19 protein-coding genes are annotated in these 19,768 nt (G+C 36.9%); 4 read left to right on the top strand and 15 right to left on the bottom strand.

Features of this window, described 5'->3' with window-relative positions; genetic code table 11:
* Positions 1–156 precede the first annotated feature (156 nt).
* A complete protein-coding gene (locus tag ACFSQJ_RS06985) occupies positions 157–561 on the top strand; it encodes a plastocyanin/azurin family copper-binding protein (protein WP_377766239.1) in 405 nt (134 codons plus the stop codon).
* A 54-nt stretch (positions 562–615) separates the two neighbouring features.
* On the opposite strand, the gene ACFSQJ_RS06980 is transcribed toward ACFSQJ_RS06985, so the two are convergent.
* Complete coding sequence (locus ACFSQJ_RS06980) at positions 616–1,197, bottom strand: TetR/AcrR family transcriptional regulator (RefSeq protein WP_377766238.1); 582 nt, start codon at positions 1,195–1,197, stop codon at positions 616–618.
* A gap of 169 nt (positions 1,198–1,366) precedes the next feature.
* Here ACFSQJ_RS06980 and ACFSQJ_RS06975 point away from each other — a divergent pair, with 169 nt between their 5' ends.
* A complete protein-coding gene (locus tag ACFSQJ_RS06975; protein WP_377766237.1) occupies positions 1,367–1,819 on the top strand; it encodes a COG2426 family protein in 453 nt (150 codons plus the stop codon).
* 2 nt (positions 1,820–1,821) lie between these two features.
* Here the strand turns inward: ACFSQJ_RS06975 and dinB are convergent, their stop codons facing one another.
* Entirely contained in the window at positions 1,822–2,928 is a 1,107-nt protein-coding gene (gene dinB, locus ACFSQJ_RS06970; RefSeq protein ID WP_377766236.1) for a DNA polymerase IV, read from the bottom strand.
* Between the two features lie 28 nt (positions 2,929–2,956).
* On the opposite strand from dinB, the gene ACFSQJ_RS06965 reads away from it, so the two are divergent.
* Both ACFSQJ_RS06965 and ACFSQJ_RS06960 read left to right on the top strand, forming a co-directional pair.
* Positions 2,957–3,628 (top strand): NAD-dependent epimerase/dehydratase family protein, encoded by a 672-nt coding sequence (locus ACFSQJ_RS06965; protein WP_377766235.1) that lies wholly within the window; start codon positions 2,957–2,959, stop codon positions 3,626–3,628.
* Positions 3,621–4,097 (top strand): CYTH domain-containing protein, encoded by a 477-nt coding sequence (locus ACFSQJ_RS06960; RefSeq protein WP_377766234.1) that lies wholly within the window; start codon positions 3,621–3,623, stop codon positions 4,095–4,097. Before ACFSQJ_RS06965 ends, ACFSQJ_RS06960 begins: the two co-directional genes overlap by 8 nt.
* A gap of 16 nt (positions 4,098–4,113) precedes the next feature.
* Here ACFSQJ_RS06960 and ACFSQJ_RS06955 read toward each other — a convergent pair whose 3' ends face one another.
* The 13 genes from ACFSQJ_RS06955 to ACFSQJ_RS06895 all read right to left on the bottom strand — a co-directional run bounded on the left by ACFSQJ_RS06955 (position 4,114) and on the right by ACFSQJ_RS06895 (position 19,766).
* Positions 4,114–4,815: a hypothetical protein gene (locus tag ACFSQJ_RS06955; RefSeq protein ID WP_377766233.1), complete on the bottom strand. Its 702-nt coding sequence runs from the start codon at positions 4,813–4,815 to the stop codon at positions 4,114–4,116.
* Entirely contained in the window at positions 4,808–5,569 is a 762-nt protein-coding gene (locus ACFSQJ_RS06950; RefSeq protein WP_377766232.1) for a DUF6090 family protein, read from the bottom strand. Before ACFSQJ_RS06950 ends, ACFSQJ_RS06955 begins: the two co-directional genes overlap by 8 nt.
* A 116-nt stretch (positions 5,570–5,685) precedes the next feature.
* Positions 5,686–8,952, bottom strand: coding sequence for a S41 family peptidase (locus ACFSQJ_RS06945; protein WP_377766231.1), 3,267 nt, complete (start codon positions 8,950–8,952; stop codon positions 5,686–5,688).
* Between the two features lie 258 nt (positions 8,953–9,210).
* Positions 9,211–9,606, bottom strand: a complete 396-nt coding sequence (locus tag ACFSQJ_RS06940) for a hypothetical protein (protein WP_377766230.1) — start codon at positions 9,604–9,606, stop codon at positions 9,211–9,213.
* 9 nt (positions 9,607–9,615) lie between these two features.
* A complete protein-coding gene (pheS, locus tag ACFSQJ_RS06935; protein WP_377766229.1) occupies positions 9,616–10,635 on the bottom strand; it encodes a phenylalanine--tRNA ligase subunit alpha in 1,020 nt (339 codons plus the stop codon).
* A 67-nt stretch (positions 10,636–10,702) separates the two neighbouring features.
* A complete protein-coding gene (locus ACFSQJ_RS06930) occupies positions 10,703–12,556 on the bottom strand; it encodes a SulP family inorganic anion transporter (RefSeq protein ID WP_377766228.1) in 1,854 nt (617 codons plus the stop codon).
* A 103-nt stretch (positions 12,557–12,659) separates the two neighbouring features.
* The gene (locus ACFSQJ_RS06925) at positions 12,660–13,286 is read right to left on the bottom strand and encodes a carbonic anhydrase family protein (protein ID WP_377766227.1); all 627 of its coding nucleotides are present in this window, start codon (positions 13,284–13,286) and stop codon (positions 12,660–12,662) included.
* Positions 13,287–13,289: 3 nt separating this feature from the next.
* The gene (locus ACFSQJ_RS06920) at positions 13,290–14,870 is read right to left on the bottom strand and encodes a SulP family inorganic anion transporter (protein WP_377766226.1); all 1,581 of its coding nucleotides are present in this window, start codon (positions 14,868–14,870) and stop codon (positions 13,290–13,292) included.
* Positions 14,871–14,946: 76 nt separating this feature from the next.
* Complete coding sequence (locus ACFSQJ_RS06915; RefSeq protein ID WP_377766225.1) at positions 14,947–15,252, bottom strand: hypothetical protein; 306 nt, start codon at positions 15,250–15,252, stop codon at positions 14,947–14,949.
* Between the two features lie 60 nt (positions 15,253–15,312).
* Entirely contained in the window at positions 15,313–16,074 is a 762-nt protein-coding gene (locus ACFSQJ_RS06910; RefSeq protein WP_377766224.1) for an SH3 domain-containing protein, read from the bottom strand.
* On the bottom strand, positions 16,071–17,849 hold the full coding sequence (locus tag ACFSQJ_RS06905; protein ID WP_377766223.1) for a BatD family protein: 1,779 nt from the start codon (positions 17,847–17,849) through the stop codon (positions 16,071–16,073). Before ACFSQJ_RS06905 ends, ACFSQJ_RS06910 begins: the two co-directional genes overlap by 4 nt.
* Entirely contained in the window at positions 17,849–18,727 is an 879-nt protein-coding gene (locus ACFSQJ_RS06900; RefSeq protein WP_377766222.1) for a tetratricopeptide repeat protein, read from the bottom strand. Before ACFSQJ_RS06900 ends, ACFSQJ_RS06905 begins: the two co-directional genes overlap by 1 nt.
* Positions 18,720–19,766, bottom strand: a complete 1,047-nt coding sequence (locus ACFSQJ_RS06895; RefSeq protein ID WP_377766221.1) for a VWA domain-containing protein — start codon at positions 19,764–19,766, stop codon at positions 18,720–18,722. The genes ACFSQJ_RS06900 and ACFSQJ_RS06895 overlap by 8 nt, the downstream gene beginning before the upstream one ends.
* Positions 19,767–19,768 lie beyond the last annotated feature (2 nt).

Genomic DNA, 19,768 nt, shown 5'->3' with positions numbered 1-19,768 from the left:
AAATGCAATCAATCTATACAATGAAATAAGATTACATTTATCTTTAGAATACAAAACACCTAATATGGTATATAAATTAACAGCGTAAATCTATTTTTAACCTGTAGCCATATTTCAGGACTAGACAATTAAACAACAATAGTAAAAACAAAAAAGATGAAAAAAGTAATAGCAATTTTAGTTCTAGCTGTAGGAAGCGTATTTACAGTAAATGCCCAAGACAAAATGATGAAAGATAAAATGGTTGACAAAGCTGTTAAAACCATTGCCTTAGAACAAACCGAGGGTGAATTTACCCAAAAACAAGTGACAGTATCTGCAGGTACTTATGTGTTCGAAATTGCCAATAATGGCGTTGACCACAATGTAGGTTTTGTATTGGTTGAGAAAGGTAAAGATATTAGCAAGCCCGAAAATCACATTCAAACGGCCTATGTTACGGCACCTGTGGGAACTAACTCTTCACAGACATCAAAACCTACTACCTTAAGCAAAGGGGAGTATGTTTATTTCTGTCCGTTGAACCCAACAGCTACAGACAATACCTTGATTGTAAAATAAGTAAGTGTTTATTATTTTAAAAAGCCCTATGACTTTAATGGTTATAGGGCTTTTTTAGTTGACCAACTGCGCTTCTGCAAATAAAGAAGGCGCAAGGCTTTTTGCCAAATGTATTGGCCAATCGTTTTTATGGAGATGAGTTTCAGTTATAGCACTTTCATAAAGTAAATAAATACCGCCAGAAATTTTTTCTGTTTCGGCAATAGAGATGTTGGCAATATTATCACCCACAACTTCCCCTAAAAACAACAGTAATTCTTTTTTCTGTCTTTGAATAACGGTAAGAATTTTTTGGTTTTGAGGTGGCAATTCTGAAAGGGTTTTAATGGCCCAGCAACCATGAAATTCACCTTCTCGATAACTGTTTCTTAGATAATCGAAAATGCATATCAATTGCGGTCTTCCTTTGTTGGCTTTGTCGGTAAATTCTTTTAGGGCGCCCAAGAATATTTTATGCCTTTGCTCTAAATAAGCAATGCAAATATCTTCTTTAGATTTAAAATGATGGTAAAGTGTCGCTTTTGCAATCTCTGATTTTGCTATGATTTCATTGATACCAGTGGCATTGTAACCTTGGGTATAAAAGAGTTTACTGGCAACATTGACGATATGTTGTTTGATATTGGTTTTTTGCATGATATAAAGATAATAAAGACTAGTCTGTCTAGGAAGAGAATGAATAAATTTACTAATGAGAGAGGGTTTTATAGTATGGTTTAGCGCCTTTAAAACTTTAATCAATTTTTAGGATATTAATTAGCAACTAATGCCATTTTCAAGCGTAGCTTAGCAATAAATTGTTGCTGTGTTTGTAGACCTATTAATGGCCGTGCTTTGGAGTATTTCTCCCTTTGGGGAATCTAAAGTTGGTATTCCCTTTGGTATTGCGAAGGGGGTCAACAGCTATTTGGTTTTAGCGGCATGCTTTCTGGCCAATCTTTTGGTATTTCCCATAATGATGTTCTTTTTAGACTACATCAACCAAATTCTGGTCAAATGGCGGCCCTACAAGAGAGCTGCGGTATGGGTAGCACAAAGAGCGAAACTGGGGACAAAGGACAAAATCAAAAAATATGGTTTTTTTGGGCTTGTACTTTTTGTAATGATTCCATTGCCGGGCACAGGGGTTTATGCTGGCACCATAGCTTCATATCTATTTAAAATAGAGCGTAAAAAAGCGTTCATGGCCAATGCTCTGGGTATTTTTCTTTCTTCAGTGATTATTTGGTTTTTAACGGTATCGGTAAAAGGCATGTAGCTTTAAAAATCAAACTTCAATTGTACCGATAGCTGCTTCGTTTCTACCGCTTTTTCGGTCTTTTTTTTATCGGTATTTAAATTGGCCAATGAAATGCCTAACAAGCGTACAGAATTTTCAAGATTATCTTGGTATAACAACTCTTTGGCGGTTTCTAGAATAAGTTCTTTGTCGGCAATAAAATAAGGCAAGGTTTTGCTTCTGGTCTGTAAGGTAAAATCACTGTACTTGATTTTTAGGGTAATGGTTTTTCCCGCAATCTTTGATTTTAGAAGTCTTCGCTCAAGCTCTATAGCAATATGCTCAAGGCGCTCCAACATAAAAATTTCGCTACTCAGGTTTTCTCTAAAAGTACGTTCTGCTCCGACCGATTTCGGAATACGGTGCGGTTTTACCTCACTCAGATGAATACCTCTAACAACGTTGTAATAGTAACTACCACTTTTACCAAAATTGGCATCAAGAAATTCCAAGGATTTTTGCTTCAAATCCTTGCCGGTAAAAATGCCGAGTTTATACATTTTTTCAGCGGTAACTTTTCCAACACCATAAAATTTACGTATTTCCAAATCCTCTAAAAATGCAAGTACTTCTTCCGGATTTACGGTCTTCTGCCCGTTGGGTTTATTATAATCGCTGGCAACTTTGGCAATGAACTTATTTATTGATATTCCGGCCGAGGCGGTTAATCCGGTTTTAGCTAAAATTTTTTGCCGAATCTCTTGAGCGATTAAGGTCGCCGAAGGGTTTCCGGTTTTGTTTTTGGTGACATCCAAATAAGCTTCATCTAAAGAAAGTGGCTCGACCAAATCTGTATATTCAAAGAAGACAGCTCGTACCTGTTGTGAGACTTCTTTATAACGGTCAAATCTGGGTTTTACAAAAATCAAATCGGGGCAATTACGTTGGGCAATATAACTGCTCATGGCACTCCGAACCCCAAATTTACGGGCTTCATAGCTTGCAGCTGAAACTACACCTCGTTTAGAGCCTCCGCCAACTGCAACAGGTTTTCCCTTTAAATCTGGATTGTCGTGCTGTTCTACCGATGCATAAAAAGCATCCATATCTACATGAATAATCTTTCGAAGTGGAAAATCGAACTCCATACTTCAAATTTAGGCTATATTTAGGTGGATGAAAACAGCAGAAAAAACGGCAATTGTATTAGGTGCTACGGGCTTGGTCGGAGGTATTTTGTTAGACCTTCTTTTGGCCGATACACGCTATAAAAAAGTTATTCTTTTTTCAAGGCGTTCGGTAAATAAAGACAATCCCAAGATAACGGAACATATTTGTGATTTATTAGCCTTAAAAACCAAGAAAGAACACTTTAAGGCCGATGAAGTTTTTTGCTGTTTAGGAAGTACCAATGCAAAAACCCCCAATAAGAAACGTTATAAAGAAATTGATTATGGTATTCCCATAGCTGCTGCGGAACTTTGTAAATCAAATAGAATACCTACTCTAATTGTGGTATCTGCTTTAGGGGCCGATGCTACAAGCAATATTTTTTATAGCCGTATCAAAGGTGAAATGGAAGATGAAGTTTTAGAGATTGATATACCGAAAACCCATATTGTTCAGCCCTCGATGATAGGGGGGCACAGAGATGAAAAAAGACCTCGCGAGTATGTTTCAAAAAAATTGATGTCTGCCTTAAACTTTTTGTTTTTAGGCCCATTAAAAAAGTATCGTGTCATACACCCGAAGACTATCGCGCTTGCAATGCAATGGTTGGCCAATAATGATTTTGATAAAAAGAGGATTCTTTCTGACGAACTTAAAGAAATTGTCAAAAATGGATGATACAGAAATAGAAAGGAAGTTTTTGGTCAGCTCCAGCACCTATAAAAATGAGGCTTCTTTACATACTCGAATTGTTCAAGGGTTTTTAAACACGCATCCCGAAAGAACCGTTCGCGTTCGTCTTAAAGGTGACAAAGGCTACCTAACTGTAAAAGGCAAAGGGAATGCTAGCGGAACAACTCGTTTTGAATGGGAACATGAGATGAGCAAAAATGAAGCGGATAATTTATTGAAGTTGTGTGAGCCTGGCATTGTCGAAAAGATACGGTATGAAATACCTGTCGGCAATCATCTTTTTGAAGTTGATGAGTTTTTGGGTGACAATCAAGGTTTGGTAGTCGCAGAAATTGAGTTGCAACATGAAAATGAAACTTTTGAAAAACCAGATTGGTTGGGCGATGAGGTGACAGGTGACGTCAACTATTACAATTCGAGACTAGCGAAACATCCTTTTAAAACGTGGAAATAAAAGGCAATCAAAAAAGTTAATATTTTAATTTTTCGGCAATTAAAGAATCTACCCTTTTGGCCTGATTGTAGGTTTGATCAAATTGTCTTGTAATTTCTTCTTCAACACTTGTAATGAGTATAATATTATTTTTGAATTCAAGTGATTTAAAAATATCGTAGCTAGCAATTTGTAAGCTATTAAAGTCTATTTCTGATTTTAAAGGGGTTATAAAATTTTCAATTTTAATTTCAGCACCTTTCTCTGAGATTTGCTCTAAACTTTTTTGATAATCGTTCAATATAGTGAGCTCTTTGGTAAAGTCAGAATAGTATGAATTGGACAAATTTATGTAATTCGTTAAATTTATTCTAGGGTAAGAGTATGTTGAGGTTTGTAAAGTTTCATCAAGAAAATCTACTAAGAGGTCATTTTTTTCTTCAACGGGTTGACTTGCTAAAAATTGGCTAAAATCCTCCAGAATAGATGGCAGTTCTGTTCTATATTCAATATTGGTTTTCATGGTGTTAAGGTTCACTTTGTTTTCTTCCTCAAGTTTTTGAATTAGAATTTTTTCATTGTCAAGTGCCTTTGCATTCTCACTTTTGTTATTTATCCATAATGCGATAAGAATACCTATAACCACCAAAAGAATTTCGCCTAAAGCATAGAGTAAATACTTTGTTACTTTTCCTTCCTTAAGCCCGTTCTTCCGAATTTTACGAAAAAAGTTAATCATTGCTTTTGAGTTTAATTTCCTCTTCGATGCGCAGAATCATTTTTTCTACATTGTTCTTGGTCTGGTCCATTAAATTTAAACGTTCTTCAATGATTCTCTTTAATTGTAGAAGTGTGTTTATATACTGATTATTGTCAGATAATGATTCAAAATTTAATGGCGTAAAAACATCCGTAGCGGCCCCATCAAGTGATTCGAACTTTATACTCAAGGGCTTAGTTTTAAACAGCCTATTAGTAAGTGGATAAACACGGTTGTCAATAGTCGTGTTCATTAGATTTTGTCTAGTAATAATATTGGCAAAATCTTTTTCGTACAATTGTAAAACACCATTTAAGATACTGTCATTTGATAGTATTGGCGCCAAGCCGTTGCCAATAAGTCTGTAACCAGAATTTGCATTGTTAAAATAACTTTTACGGTGTATCAGGGTTACCAATAAATCAAAAGTAGGATTGTATTCTTTTTTTCGAAGTTTCACCACAACGGTATCCATCGCAGAGCGATTGATTTCAATACGCTCTTTCAGTTCTTCAATCTCTCTTTGATTTTCAACCAAGTCGGATTTCAACTGTTTTAAAAGTGTTATTTCTTGAACTTTCTGTTTTTTATGCTCGTTCCAATTATTGATTTGTAGCGCTATTAGAATACCGATTACAACCAGCAAGATTTCCCCAAAAGCATAAAGGAGATATTTAGAAAATTTGTTTTGCGAAAGTAGATTTTGACGAATTTTTCTGAAGAAATTAATCATACTTTTTAGTTTTCTGCGCCTTGTAGAAATCGAAGAGTCTTAGTTATGGGTTAACTCAGCAAGATTCCTCCTTTTGATAACAACAAAAGGAGGAAATCTGTTTGAGAATATAAAGTTTAGTTTTTGGTCTTATCTGGATAGGCAGGTCTCACCATTTTTTTTGGCGGATTTTCCTTTAATTGTTTCACTACGATTTCAATAGCTTTTTCCAATTGTGGGTCATGCCCTTTAATCACCATTTCCGGCAGCTGTTCTACTTCAACATCAGGGGGTACTCCTTCGTTTTCGACCCTGAATCCGTTTTCGGTATAGAAAGCAACGTTGGGTGCGGTAACAACACCACCATCGATAAATTCTGGATAGCCTAAAACACCGACTAGACCACCCCAGGTTCTTTTCCCTACAATGGTGCCCATTTTAAACTTACGGAACATCCAAGGCAAATAGTCTCCACCAGAGCCTGCTGTTTCGTCTACAATCATCACTTTTGGACCCTGAATAGATGCACTTGGTGATTTTAAATCGTTACCATATCTAAAGTTCCAATACGCCTGTTCAGGGCGTTTAAGAATATCAATATAATAATCTGCCAAGGAGCCACCGCCATTAAAGCGCTCATCAATAATGATTGCTTTTTTATTTGCTTGTGGATAAAAATAACGCTTGAAATACTCAAAGCCGGCCACTGAGGTGTTTGGCACATATACGTAAGCAACATCGCCGTTTGTAGCTTCATGTACCTTTTTCATATTGCCTTCTACCCAATCTCTGTTTCTAATGGCCCATTCCGTTCTTAGGGGAGTGACCTCATAAGTTCTAAAATTACTTCCGTCTGCAGAAGAACTTACTTTTAAATCGACTAATTTTTCTGCCGTATTTTCAAAGAAACTATAAAGATTATCTGACCCAGATACATTTTTACCATTAACTGAAATAATATAATCACCTTCATTAACCGCAACACCTGGTTCGGTTAAAGGAGACCTTAAACCTGGGGTCCAGTTTAATCCGCCGTAGATTTTGCTTATTTGATAACGGTTGTTCTCTACTTTATAATCGGCACCTAATAGACCGCCTGAGACTCTATCGGGGTTATTTAATTGATCTCCATCACTCCCGAAACGATGATGCCCAACGGCAAGTTCACTAAACATCCATTGCATCACCCGATACAAATCGTCTTTACAGGAAGCATGGGCAATGAGCGGTTGGTATTTGACTTTCATGGCATCCCAATCAACACCATGCATGCCAGGGTCATAAAAATAGTCTCTGTTGACCCGCCAAGCTTCATTAAATATATTCTTCCATTCTTCTTTAGGGTCAATTTTAATGGAGATACTGCTTAAATCTAAAGGACCTCCATCGGCCTTTTTGCCTAAATCGGAAACATACCAAGACCTACCGCTATTGTAAAACATTTTTTTACCTCCTGCGGCAATTTCATAGTAATTCAATGGGAATAACTCCTCTGCTTCCTTTTTCTCAAAAGTGAACTTATACATTTTTGCATCACTGGAATGAAAGGAGGAAGAAACATAATATAATTCTCCTTCTTTTACCGATGACAGATTATCAAAAACTCCTTCTTCTACGGGTAAAGCCAACATTCTATTTTGAATACCTTCCCAATCTATTTTTAGCAGTTTAGTGGCTTCAAGTGTTTTATTTTTGGATTTGTCTTTTTTATCGTCGTCATCTTTTTTCTCAGCGGTACCCTCTTCAACGTTGTTCTCTTTTTTTAGGGGAGAAACCACATCTTTTTGAAGGGTAATGGCATATAAAGCAGTAGTCAATTCTTTATCTATGTTAGATTGGTCAAACCAATTTACAAGTGGGCCAGCATCTGTCGAAGCGGTCAGATAAATGTATTTTCCGCTTGGGTCAAACGTTGGCTGTGTAACATTAGATAGACCATCGGTAAGCTCGTAAGACTTATTTTCTGATATAGAATACAAAAAGGCCTTCTCAAAATTGGTATCTATTATTTTAGTGTAGGCGATCCAATTAGAATCAAAAGACCAATCACTGAATAAATCTCTAAGGTCACCAGGGAAGAACTGATCGTCTTGAGCAATCTTAACCGTTTTTTTTGAGCTTACATTGGTCAGATATAGGTTACGACCATTATCTACATAACTTACTTTTTTACTATCGGGTGACCAATGAATATTTCCATAGAAACCTGTTCCACCTGGCTTTATTTGGCGAACGATACCATTGGCAGTTGTTTTCACATGAAGTTGATATTCTCCTGAAACATCCGAAAAGTAGGCAATGTGTTTTCCGTCAGGCGACCATGATGGAAATTTTTCATGCACTCCAGTGGTCTGGGTCAGGTTGGCAGCATCACCTTTTTTTGCTGGTAGGGTAACAATATCTCCCCTAAAATCAAGCACCACTCTAGCCCCCGAAGGAGAGATATTGCCCGAGCGCACATACTGTTGCCCAGATACGTAGCGCTCACGCAGTTCTAATAAATCTGTATTAATGGTAAGGGTCAATTTTTTATCGGTCTCAGAAGCGGTATCATAAATATGTAAGGTGCCGGCATGCTCATAAATGACAGAGTTTTTATGTGTTTTAGCATTGATCACCGGAAAATCTTTGTAATCGGTATGCTTTTTAATGGTCTTAGATACGGTATTGTAACTGAAAAGATTAAACTCACCATCTCTGTCACTTCTAAAAAAGACGTCTTCACCCATCCATTGAGGTTGGGTATCATTACTGCCTCCTTGTGGTTTTGGCACTTCTACAACCTTGTGGTCATCGGTGTTATACACCCAAATGCGGGAGGTACGCCCACCGCGATAGTACTTCCACTGGGTAAAAGTGTCAAAAATTGTGGTATAGGCCACATATTGCTTATCACTAGAGTACGCCGCCCAAAAAGCATTTGGTATCGGCAATTGCGTGGTTGCACCACCATTAATGGGAACGGTATACAGCTGAAAATATCTATTGGTATGTGAATTACGCCTTGAAGCGAATAAGATATTTTTTCCATCAGGTGTAAAATCACGGACCAAATCGTTATATGGGTGCCAGGTCAGTCTCTTCGGAATTCCTCCTTTGGTCGGTATTATATAAACGTCTGAATTGCCGTCGTACTCCGCATTAAAAGCGATCATACTTCCATCTGGCGAGAATATAGGGCTAGACTCTACTCCTTCATCAATAGTAAGACGTTTTGGGTTAGACCCATCTCTATTGGCCACCCAAAGATCTTGGGCATATACAAAAGCAATGTGCGAGTCGCTCAATGCGGGTTGGTGCATAAGCTTAGTTTCCTTTTGAGCTTTACTACTAAAGCTAAAAAATAATGTAAGTACTATTGTTAAAACAGTAAATAGTGCCTTTTTGAAATTGTGTTCCTTCATTTTTGATTGATGTTTAATAAGTTCTTGTATCTAGGATTATGAAGATACGATTTTAGTACTCTTTTTTTAAGTTTGGATTGTATTTTACTTTTAATGCCCGAGAAGATTTTGGGTGTGGTTTGATCACGGTCAGTTGATATGAGCCATAACCAAGAAAGGTTTATGACAGTCATATCTTACCGAATAATTGATTTTAGTTTTCAGAAAACTACCGGATTAGTTGGTTAATTTAAGTAGAAACCGTGTAAGCGATGCCTTTTATACAGCAAAAATCCCTTCCATTTCTAGTAACGGAATGTTTACTAAGTTATTAACTGTAACAGCGCCTTTTTTGAAAACAAAGCGTTTTTCGTACAACTTATTATCGGCATAATAAGTGACATAAAATTCATTGGTCAGACCCAGCACATCTTCTGTTACCATTTCTATTTTCTCGTACCCTTTGGCTTTTACAAGACCAAAAGCATAGCGCATGGTAGATGTCTTTTTATCACCGTCATAACCTTTAGAGACAACAATTGCCATCTCAATAGGTGTCTTTCTGTTATTGATGATATAGGCGTTCCAGTCTTTGGATAGAAATTCTTTATTCCATTCATGAACAATAGCTACGTAAACGTCTTTTGCAACAGGAATTTCAATATCTTTTTTCATAAAGTGGCACTATAACGCACTTTTAAACTGTTCTAGAAAACGCACATCATTTTCGCTTAATAGTCTAATATCTGAAATTTGATGAAGTAATAGGGCAATACGGTCTATGCCCATACCAAAGGCAAAACCAGAATAAACCTCAGAATCAATTCCACAATTTTGCAGAACGTTGGGGTCTACCATTCCGCAGCCCATAATCTCTAACCAACCTGTTCCCTTAGTCATTTTATAGTCGGTTTCGGTTTCTAGGCCCCAGTAAACATCTACTTCTGCACTTGGTTCGGTAAATGGAAAGTATGATGGACGAAGTCTGATTTTAGATTTTCCAAATAGTTCCGTAGTAAAATATTGTAAGGTCTGTTTTAAATCGGCAAACGAAACATCTTTATCTACATATAAACCCTCTACTTGGTGAAAAAAGCAATGTGATCGAGCCGAAATAGCTTCGTTTCGATACACTCTGCCAGGAGAAATTGTTCGAATAGGAGGTTGGTTATTTTCCATGTAGCGCACTTGTACAGATGAGGTGTGGGTGCGCAGCAAAATATCTGGATCTTTTTGTATAAAGAAGGTATCTTGCATATCACGTGCAGGGTGATATTCTGGTAGATTTAGTGCTGTAAAATTATGCCAATCATCTTCAATTTCAGGACCTTCAGATACATTAAAACCTATTCTTGAAAAGATATCTATAATCTGATTTTTTACAATTGAAATAGGATGTCTAGCTCCAATTTCTACAGGCTCCCCCGGTCGGGTTAAATCACCATACTTGCCCTTTGTCTCAGTTTGATTTTCTAAAGCTGCTTTCAAAGAATTTACCTTATCTGTAGCTGTAGTTTTTAATTGATTGATGACCTGACCAAATTCCTTCTTTTGCTCATTAGGAACATTTTTGAATTCGGCAAAGAAATCATTCAACAAACCTTTCTTCCCTAAATACTTGATTCGGAAATTTTCGATTTCATCTTTTGATGTTGAAGTAAATTTTTCAACTTCGGCTAAATGTTCTTTTATAGTCTCAATCATTGTTACTGGCACTATTAGCGGACAAATTTAGTGCTTTTTTTATCCTCTACCTAGTTAGAAATCTAAGCTAGTTTTCATCTCTAATATTTTCTTGTACCCATTGCAGGCAAGTGTGAAAGTTTTTAAAAATATGTTCTTCTGGAATAAGGTCTGGAATAATATCTATACGCTCCATCATAAGTCTTGGCTGTTCTAAAACAGCAACAAACAATACTTTAATGCCTTTTTTAACAAGATCTTGAAGCACATCATCAAAAGTGTAAAGCCCAGATTGGTCTAAATACTCCATTTTATCCATTCTAATAATAACGGTGTTGGCGGTATCAGGAATTTGTGCCGCCAGAATTTGAAATTCATTATTAGAACCAAAAAACAAGGGACCGTTTACGTGTTTAATAAAAACTTCTTCTTTTAATTTAGAAGGAAATTCTTTTTCATCTGCCCATGGAATTTCTTTCAGTAATTTTAAGCCAGATTGTTTTGCCGTAAGGTCTCCAATTTTTTTCATAAACAATAAGGAAGCCAGTATCAACCCTATTCCCACAGCGTAAACCAAATTCCAAACCGAGGAAAGCACCATTACAACAAGCATAATAATTACTTCTGAACTTAACTTTAGTGGACCCAATTTTATGTCTTTTGGCATATGGGGTATTGCTCTTAACCCCTTATAATCCATAACACCGATACCTACAGTGATTAGAATACCTGCTAAAACTGCCGCAGGTATTTGTGAAGCAATAGGGCCTAAGGCCAAAAGTACTATCAGTAATAACACACCTGCTACCATCCCTGAAAGTTTTGTTTTACCTCCAGAATTTATGTTCACTACTGTGCGTATAGTGGCACCAGCACCTGGAATTCCTCCAAAAAGCGCAGCAATACTATTACCAATACCTTGCCCTACCAGTTCTTTATTCGGTTTGTGTTTGGTTTGAGTCATATTATCTGCAATAACCGAAGTTAATAAAGAGTCTATAGCTCCTAATAGCGCAAGGGTTAGTGCAGTAAAAAAATAGGGTGTAATGGCACCTAGACTAAAAGAAGTAAATATCTGCAAATTAGGTACGGGTAGTCCACTGGGGATTTCTTCTATAGGGCGATAATTTAAACCAAAACCATATGCAATTGCTGATACCAGAACCAGCGCAACTAAAGTGCTTGGTACTGCGGTGGTAATACGTTTAAATCCGTAAATGATAATAATGGTGGCCAAGGCCAAGGCAAGTTCCAACCAATTAATATTTTTTAATGCACGACCTAAAACTTTAAAAGTACCCAAAACCCCTGAAGCATTATTTGCTGCTATGGTTTTGGCTTCTTTAAGAACATCAGCTTCTGTAGTACCTTCTGCTCGGATTATGGTTTTTTCAAAATTCTCTAAAACTAAAGCACCCTCTTTACGCTCATCACTTAAAATATTTTCTAGAATTTTTTCTTCGGCAACAGCGCTATACTGTGAAACATAGTCCATATCCTCTTTTGGATAATATCCTACGGCCGGTAGTATTTGAGTGACCAATATAATGATGCCAATAGCGGTCATAAAACCAGATACAACAGGGTAAGGAATGTATTTAATATACGTTCCTAAGCCTAATATCCCTAAGCCTATTTGCATTAGCCCGGCCAATAAAAAAACAGTAAGAATAGCGGGTAAAGCAGTAGTTACATCACCATCGTTTGCGGCGATAATCCCTGCAATGACTAACATACTTACAGCCGTCATCGGGGCTGTCGGACCTGAAATTTGGGTATTTGTACCCCCGAATAGAGCTGCAAAAAATGCTATAAATATGGCTCCATACAATCCGGCACTTGGCCCTAGGCCAGAGCTTACCCCAAAAGCCAAAGCTAAGGGCAATGCTACAATTCCTGCGGTAATTCCCCCGAAAAGATCTCCTTTTAAATGTTTGAACATGAGTAAGTTTTTGTAAGAAATATGTTTTATGCTACTAATTTAGAAAAAAACAAAGGGCAATGATAATCAAACCAATGCCCCTAAATTTTAAGTTATGAATCTTTTACATAAAATGCACTTTGCCATCGGCGATATCGTACATAGCACCAACAATGGCAATTTCACCGTTGTCTTCCATATCTTTTAAAACAGGGCTTAAGCTTCGTATATCTTCAATAGTGAGCTGAACATTTTTCTCGGCGACCGCATTTACAAATTTAATATTTTTTGAGTTTCTTGACTCCTCGTCAATTGGGTTGCTTACCGCGCGGACCGCAGCTTTAATTTTATGAAGTAAAATGGTAAGATTACCTAATTTCGCATCATCACAAGCCCCTTTTACTGCGCCACAGCTTGTATGGCCTAGTACAACAATAACCTTTGTGCCCGCTAATTTGCAGGCAAACTCCATACTGCCTAAAATATCTTCATTAACGATATTCCCAGCAACCCGGGCACTGAAAATGTCTCCTACACCTTGGTCAAAAACCAATTCGGCCGACACACGCGAATCAATGCAACTTAAAATGGTAGCAAATGGATATTGACCAGAAGTAGTCTGTTTAACCTGTGCTAGCAAATCTCTATCTGCTTTTTTGTTTTCGATAAAACGACTATTACCTTCTTTTAATAATGCGATAGCATTATTTGGGCTTAATGCATCTTGTGTTTCTTTTGTTTGTGTTATCATGATTTATACAGATGTTTTTGGTCTTAGTTTAAAAAATTCAATATAACTAGGTGGATTTTCCACAATACCTCGTTCAGAAATCAACTTTATGTTGATATTCTTGTTTTTGGCTTTGGTCGAAAAATCTTCCAAAATTTCAATGATATCATTATCAAGGTATCTTGTTTTTGTAACATCAAGTTCGAGATATGAATTTTCTGGAAGTTTATCCAATTCTTTTAAAATTGCACCTTTGTTAAAAAAGGTTACTTCTTCGGCCAAGGTCATCTTAATTTTGCCATCATCAACATCCTCCCCTTCAATATGAAGGAAATGGGAATTTTGATAGCTTTTTATCAAAATCACGGCTATACCAACTGCAAGGCCAATACCGATTCCCCAAAGTAAATCTTTGAATACAATGACCAATACGGTTGTAATAAATGGTAAAAATTGTTTCCAACCAAGCTGGTACATTGTTTTAAAAAGTTTTGGTTTTGCAAGTTTATAACCTACTATAAACAGTATTGCGGCCAAAACAGAAAGAGGAATCATATTCAGTAATCTTGGAATGAGCATTACTGAAATCAATAAAAAGAATCCATGAATAATTGCGGAAGCTTTTGTTTTACCTCCAGATTGAATGTTTGCTGAACTGCGCACAATTACCTGTGTTATAGGAATGCCTCCTATAAGACCAGAAACAATGTTTCCGGTACCTTGTGCTAAAAGTTCTCGATTTGTTGGTGTTACCCGTTTTTCCGGATCTAATTTATCCGTTGCCTCCACACAAAGTAATGTCTCTAAACTGGCCACTAAAGCAATTGTGAATGCCGTTAACCAGACAGCTGGGTTTGTGATTGCTGCAAAATTTGGAAAACTAAATTGGGCTAAAAAGGAACTTGCATCTTCTGGAACTGGGACATTTACTAAATGATCTGCAGATATCGCAAGTGTTTCATTGTTTTTAGTGAAAACATAAAACAATATTCCAATTACTACAGCTACAAGTGGCCCTTGAACAAGCTGGAAAAATTTACCTTTTTTTGATAGTACATTGCTCCATAATAATAAAATGCCCAGCCCGATTAAAGCTATTAAAGTTGCCCCAGGACTTATATTGTTTACAGTTTCTAAAATTTCAGAGAATGTATTTTTTCCATCCACTTGAAAAAAGGCAAAATCACCTTCTGGATCAGGATCGTAACCAAAAAAATGTGGGATTTGTTTCAGTATTATAATGATACCAATACCTGTCAACATACCTTTAATCACTGATGAAGGAAAATAGTAACCAATAATACCCAAGCGCAGTATTCCAAATAGTAATTGGATGGCACCACCCAAAACTACTGCCACTAAAAAATTTTCATAACCTAAGGTAGCTATTGCGGCCAATACAATAGCGGCAAGTCCAGCAGCAGGGCCACTGACCCCAATTTGTGAACCACTTAAAGCACCGACCATAATACCGCCTACAATACCGGCAATTAAACCAGAAAATAGTGGGGCACCACTGGCCAAGGCAATACCCAGACAGAGCGGTAAAGCCACAAAAAAGACTACAATACTTGCAGGCAAGTCGTTTTTAATATACTTAAACATAAAAAATGGTTTTTAGCCTTCTAAGTTGTTTTGGTTTTCGAAGACAATTTAAAAATAGATTTAAAAAAGGGATGATTTAAATCAAATCTTGTGGAGGAGGGAGGACTATCTCAACCGAGAAATCGGAATAAGAAACCAATGTTGTTTGAATAATGGCAATTTCTTGTGAGAAATTGATACTTCTACTCTCAATAGAATCTGTGAAGAAAAGTTCTTTTTGATCAAACTTTTGCTCGGTTTCTTGTTTGTTATTTTCTTCTTCATTTAAATCCATTACCAGAATGTTGTCATAACTAGATTTGCATAAAACCTCAATGGAGGGAGCAAGAATAGAAATAACCAACATTATCGAAAGCAATGAAAATGTGAACGATTTAAGCATCAAATAACTTCAGAAAATTAAAGATAATAGTAAAGCTATTGAAATTTTGTTAATACTGCGCTAAAAAATCTTTAGCAGTTTTAAATTTTCTGAAGGAACCCATCCGGTCTGTCCGTCTGCAATCTTAATTTTCATCCAGTCGTTGAGCTCTTCTAGCACATTTACTTTAGTGCCTTCATGCAGGGTGAATATGCGTTCACTTCGTTGATTGGGCTCTGAGGTAATGGCCACCTCGCGTTCAAAAATAATTGCCGGATTGTTCGAGTTAAAAGCGTCATACTGCATGTAAGCAAAGCTTATAGAAACAACACATAGTAATATCGATGCCATGCTTACGATAAAAGAGATTCGTTTTTTAAGGGCACTATTAAAGAGATAATATGCCAAATAGGCCAGTACAAATAGGATAGTCATACTTACCCCAAAATAAGCCCATTGGTCAAAAGAAAACTTACCGATTATAGCATTATAAAAACGCTCCATGGCACTCTCGGGCATTTTATCAATAGCGTCTAACCTCATATTTTGAGCGTAGCCAAGGTTGTTGAGTATTTCAGGGTCATTGGGTTTAAGTAATAGGGCCTTTTCGTAGTAATAAATACTTGGGCCGATTTCATCTCTTTTATAATATGCATTGGCCATATTAAAATAGAGTTCGGCCGAATGCTTACCATTAGCTATAATTTTTTGATAATATTCAATGGCTTTTCCATAATCGCCAGTATTGTATGAGTCTGTTGCACGACTGAACAAAACCTCATTCTGTGCCGATAGAGTGCAGGCAAACAATAAAACTAAAATGACAATGCTTTTCTTCATCATAATTGTTTATCCATTTGAGAAATTACTTCACTTGCCCTATCATAATCTTGTTGCATTTGCACATTTGTAAATGGACTGTAACGTGCCAATTCACAGTTTTTAAGTAAATCGATAAAATTATTTGTAGTATCCAAATCTACTTTTTTACTTGTTAGCAAAGAAGTGATTTTCTCCTTACTAAACTCTGAAGTTTCAATTTTAAGTTTGGCCTTTAAATAGTTGTGCAAAGCTTTTTCTAATGCAATATAAAAATTGGCTTCGTTGCCCAATTCTTTTTTGGCCGTTGACAAATACTTTCTAGCAAGCCTATTCGCTTTTTTAACCTTATTGCCAACTACGTCTTGTTCTTTTTCTTTACGTTTTCTGTACAATAAAATTACTAAAGGAATTAGAAGAAGAGGTCCAAAAAGCAAAAGGTAAAAAGTATTGGAGCCAAGAAAATAGTTTGCTCTAATTGTGCTTAAATTGGGGTTTACCTTAATAAAATGAAATTGTTTCCCTGTTGGTACAATTAGTTTTTTATTAGAGGAGTTGGCAGCAATACCGGCATTTGCATCCTCAGGACCTTCCATAACGTTTATAGTTATCTCATCAGAATTGAGGGTGTTGTATTTTCCTGTTTTGGGATTAAAATAACTAAACGAAATACTTGGTATTGGATACTTGCCGCGATAAGAGGGCACTACGGTATAATTGTTGGCAACCTTACCCTCCATTCCGGTAGTAGTCGTTCTTACGCTCTCATCAAATTCGGGTTCATAAACCTCAAGTGCGCTGGGCAGTTCAGGTTTAGGAAGTTGAAAGAGCTTTAAATTTCCTTTTCCGGTAACTTCGACGCGCGCCTGTAAAGATTCTGAAGCGTTCAAGGAGCTTTTGCTTGTTGTCACAGAGAAGTCAAAATCGCCAACTGCGCCACCGAAACCTTCTGGTTTTCCTGCCTCAGGTAAGTTCTTTACATTTAATGTTCTTCTACCGGCAGAGACTGTTTTTTTAGCTTGTTTGAAGATTTTTCCGCCAAAAAAGTCTCTTCTGTTGGTCGGTACATCAACATAAATCTCAAGGGCTAACGGTTCTATAGTTAATTTACCGGCTTTTTGAGGGTAAAGTACCACCCGTTTTAAAATTACGCTTCTAAAAGGTTTACCATCATAAGTAGCATTTTGAGTGTCATAACGTTTTACCGGAATGTCTTGACTCCAGAAATTATTATACTTAGGGCTATCAATAGGCCTAAAATTGGTTACACTTACAGATGGGCTGATATAGAGTTTATAAACTACCGTGACCGCCTCATTTAAATATGGACTGGTTTTGGATACCTCCGCCACCAAATGTAAATTTTCATCTGCAATATCGTTGGCAGTTTTAGGAGCATTAGGATTTGCTACGGCTGCTGTTATCTGAATTTTTTTCGGAACCGTTTTAAAGGTTTTACCATCTATTTCTATCGTAGCTTGACCTATTTCAAAATTACCAGTTGCCGTTGGGGTAAGAATATAACCATATGATTTTGAAAAACTTCTTTTGCCGTTTACCCAAGAAGAACTTATTGATTGCGATGGCCCCATGACCACTTTAAAACCTTTAAAGTTTGGAGGGTTAAAATTATCGCCATCTTTATTCATGATAAACTCTACACGTAAACGCTCGTTGACACCGAGCTTATCTTTACTGAGTTTCATTTCAAAAGTTATCTCTTCTTGAGCATGCAAAAGGTTACCAATTAGAAAAACTGGTAGTAGTAAAAATAGATATGTGAAGAATAGCCTTCGCATTACCAATCTTTTTCGTTTTTAATTTTAGCGCCCCTTACTTTTTTGGCATCGATTTTTTCCTGTACCTTTTTTTCTTCGTTTTGCATAGCTTCTAACAGGTTTTGAACCTGTTGTTTAGAGAGCTGATTTGGTCGGGGTTTCTTTTTCTGTTCTGGCTTATCACCTTGATTAGGCTTCTGCTTTTGTTCTTTTTTTTCATCGCCGTCACCTTCTTTATTTTCTTCAGGCTTTTTCTCGCCTTTATCTCCATCATCACCTTCATCTTTATTTTTATCGTCTTTCTGGTCGCCTTCCTGATCTTCTTTATTATCTCCCTCTTTGTTTTCGTCTTTATTTTCTTCTTCTTTTTTGTCTTTATCGTTTTTATCGTCCTTGTTTTGGTCGTTTTTCTGTTCGTCTTGCTGTTTTTTAAGCATTTCTTTTGCTAGTGCAAGGTTATATCGGGTTTCTTCATCAGTAGGGTTTGCACGTAGAGCTTCTTTGTAAGCTTCAACCGCTTTTTCGTATTCTTTGTTGTTCATAAACACATTGCCCATATTGTGATAGGCCTTGTGTTTTTCGCTTTTAGAAGAGGCCTTTTCGCCTGCTTGTTTAAACTTTCCGAAAGCTTCTGAATAACTTTCCCTATTGTAGTATGCACGCCCTAAATTATAAGGTGCAGCAATATTTTCAGGACTTTTAGATATCGCTCTTCTGTAGTCTGCTTCTGCATTTATAAAATCGTTTTGGGTTAGATTTTCGTTTGCCTCGTAAGTGATATTTTTTGATTCGCGTAGAGCCTTTTCTGCTTCGCGCTGTGCTTTTTTGTCTTCTTCTTGGGCTTGAACTGCACAGAAAGACAAAAGTGTAATTGTCAAAACTAGTTTTATCCTACTCATCGTCATGTTCATTAAAAAGATTCAATTTTTTCAGCCACTTTGTTTTTCTATCCAAAAGAAAAATATCTAAAAATAAAAATAAAAGTCCGATAGCAAGAAACCATTGAAATTGGTCTTTGTATTCTGCAAATTGCTTGGCCTCGAATTCTTTTTTATCCATTTGGTTCAGCTGTTCCTTGATAAATTCTACAGCTTCTTCGGTATTCGATCCGTTGATATATTGTCCGTTACCTTCTTGGGCTATGGCATCAAGTACAGTTTCATTCAATTTTGTAATAACCACTTCGCCTTGTGAATTTTTCTTTAGACTTTCAACAACACCTCTTCTTTTAATAGGAATAGGAGCACCTTTGGGCTTACCAACACCAATAGTGAAAATTCGAATACCATTTTCCGTTGCCTTTTCAACGGCATCTATTGTTGTGCCCTCAGAGTGGTCTTCACCATCAGAAATGATAAATAGCACCCGATTGGTCTGTTCTGCATCGTCATAAAAAGTAGTCGCCAGTTCTATGGCAGAATTTATTGCGGTGCCCTGTGAAGAGAGCATATCGGTATTCATGCTCTGTAAAAACATTTTTGCGGCCCCATAATCTGTTGTAATAGGTAATTGCGGGTAGGCTTGACCGGCATAAGCAATAATACCAATGCGGTCACTGGCTAATTGGTTGATGATTTCTGAAACCAATCGCTTTGATTTTTCAATACGATTTGGTGCGATATCTTCGGCCAACATACTTTTAGAAACATCTACGGCGAAAACGATATCTACCCCCTCGCGTTTTACGGTCTCTAATTTTGTGCCGATTTTCGGATTTACCAAACCAAGGGTCAAGAAGGTTAGCCCCAGTAAAAGAAAAATAAGCTTTAAAGTGGATTTAAAAGTAGATTTTTCAGGTGCTAAGCGCTTTAGTAATTGAGCATCTGCGAACTCTCTTTGTTTGCTTTTTTTCCAAACTTGCAACATAAGAAAAAGCAATACCAATACCGGAACTATGCCCAATAGGTAGAAGTATAATTTTTCGTCGAATTGCACCATTT

The sequence above is a fragment of the Croceitalea marina genome (assembly GCF_042684265.1).
Classification (GTDB): Bacteria; Bacteroidota; Bacteroidia; order Flavobacteriales; family Flavobacteriaceae; genus Croceitalea; species Croceitalea marina.
Note: the sequence above shows the minus strand (reverse complement) of the source record. Positions and strands in the feature narration are given on the sequence as shown.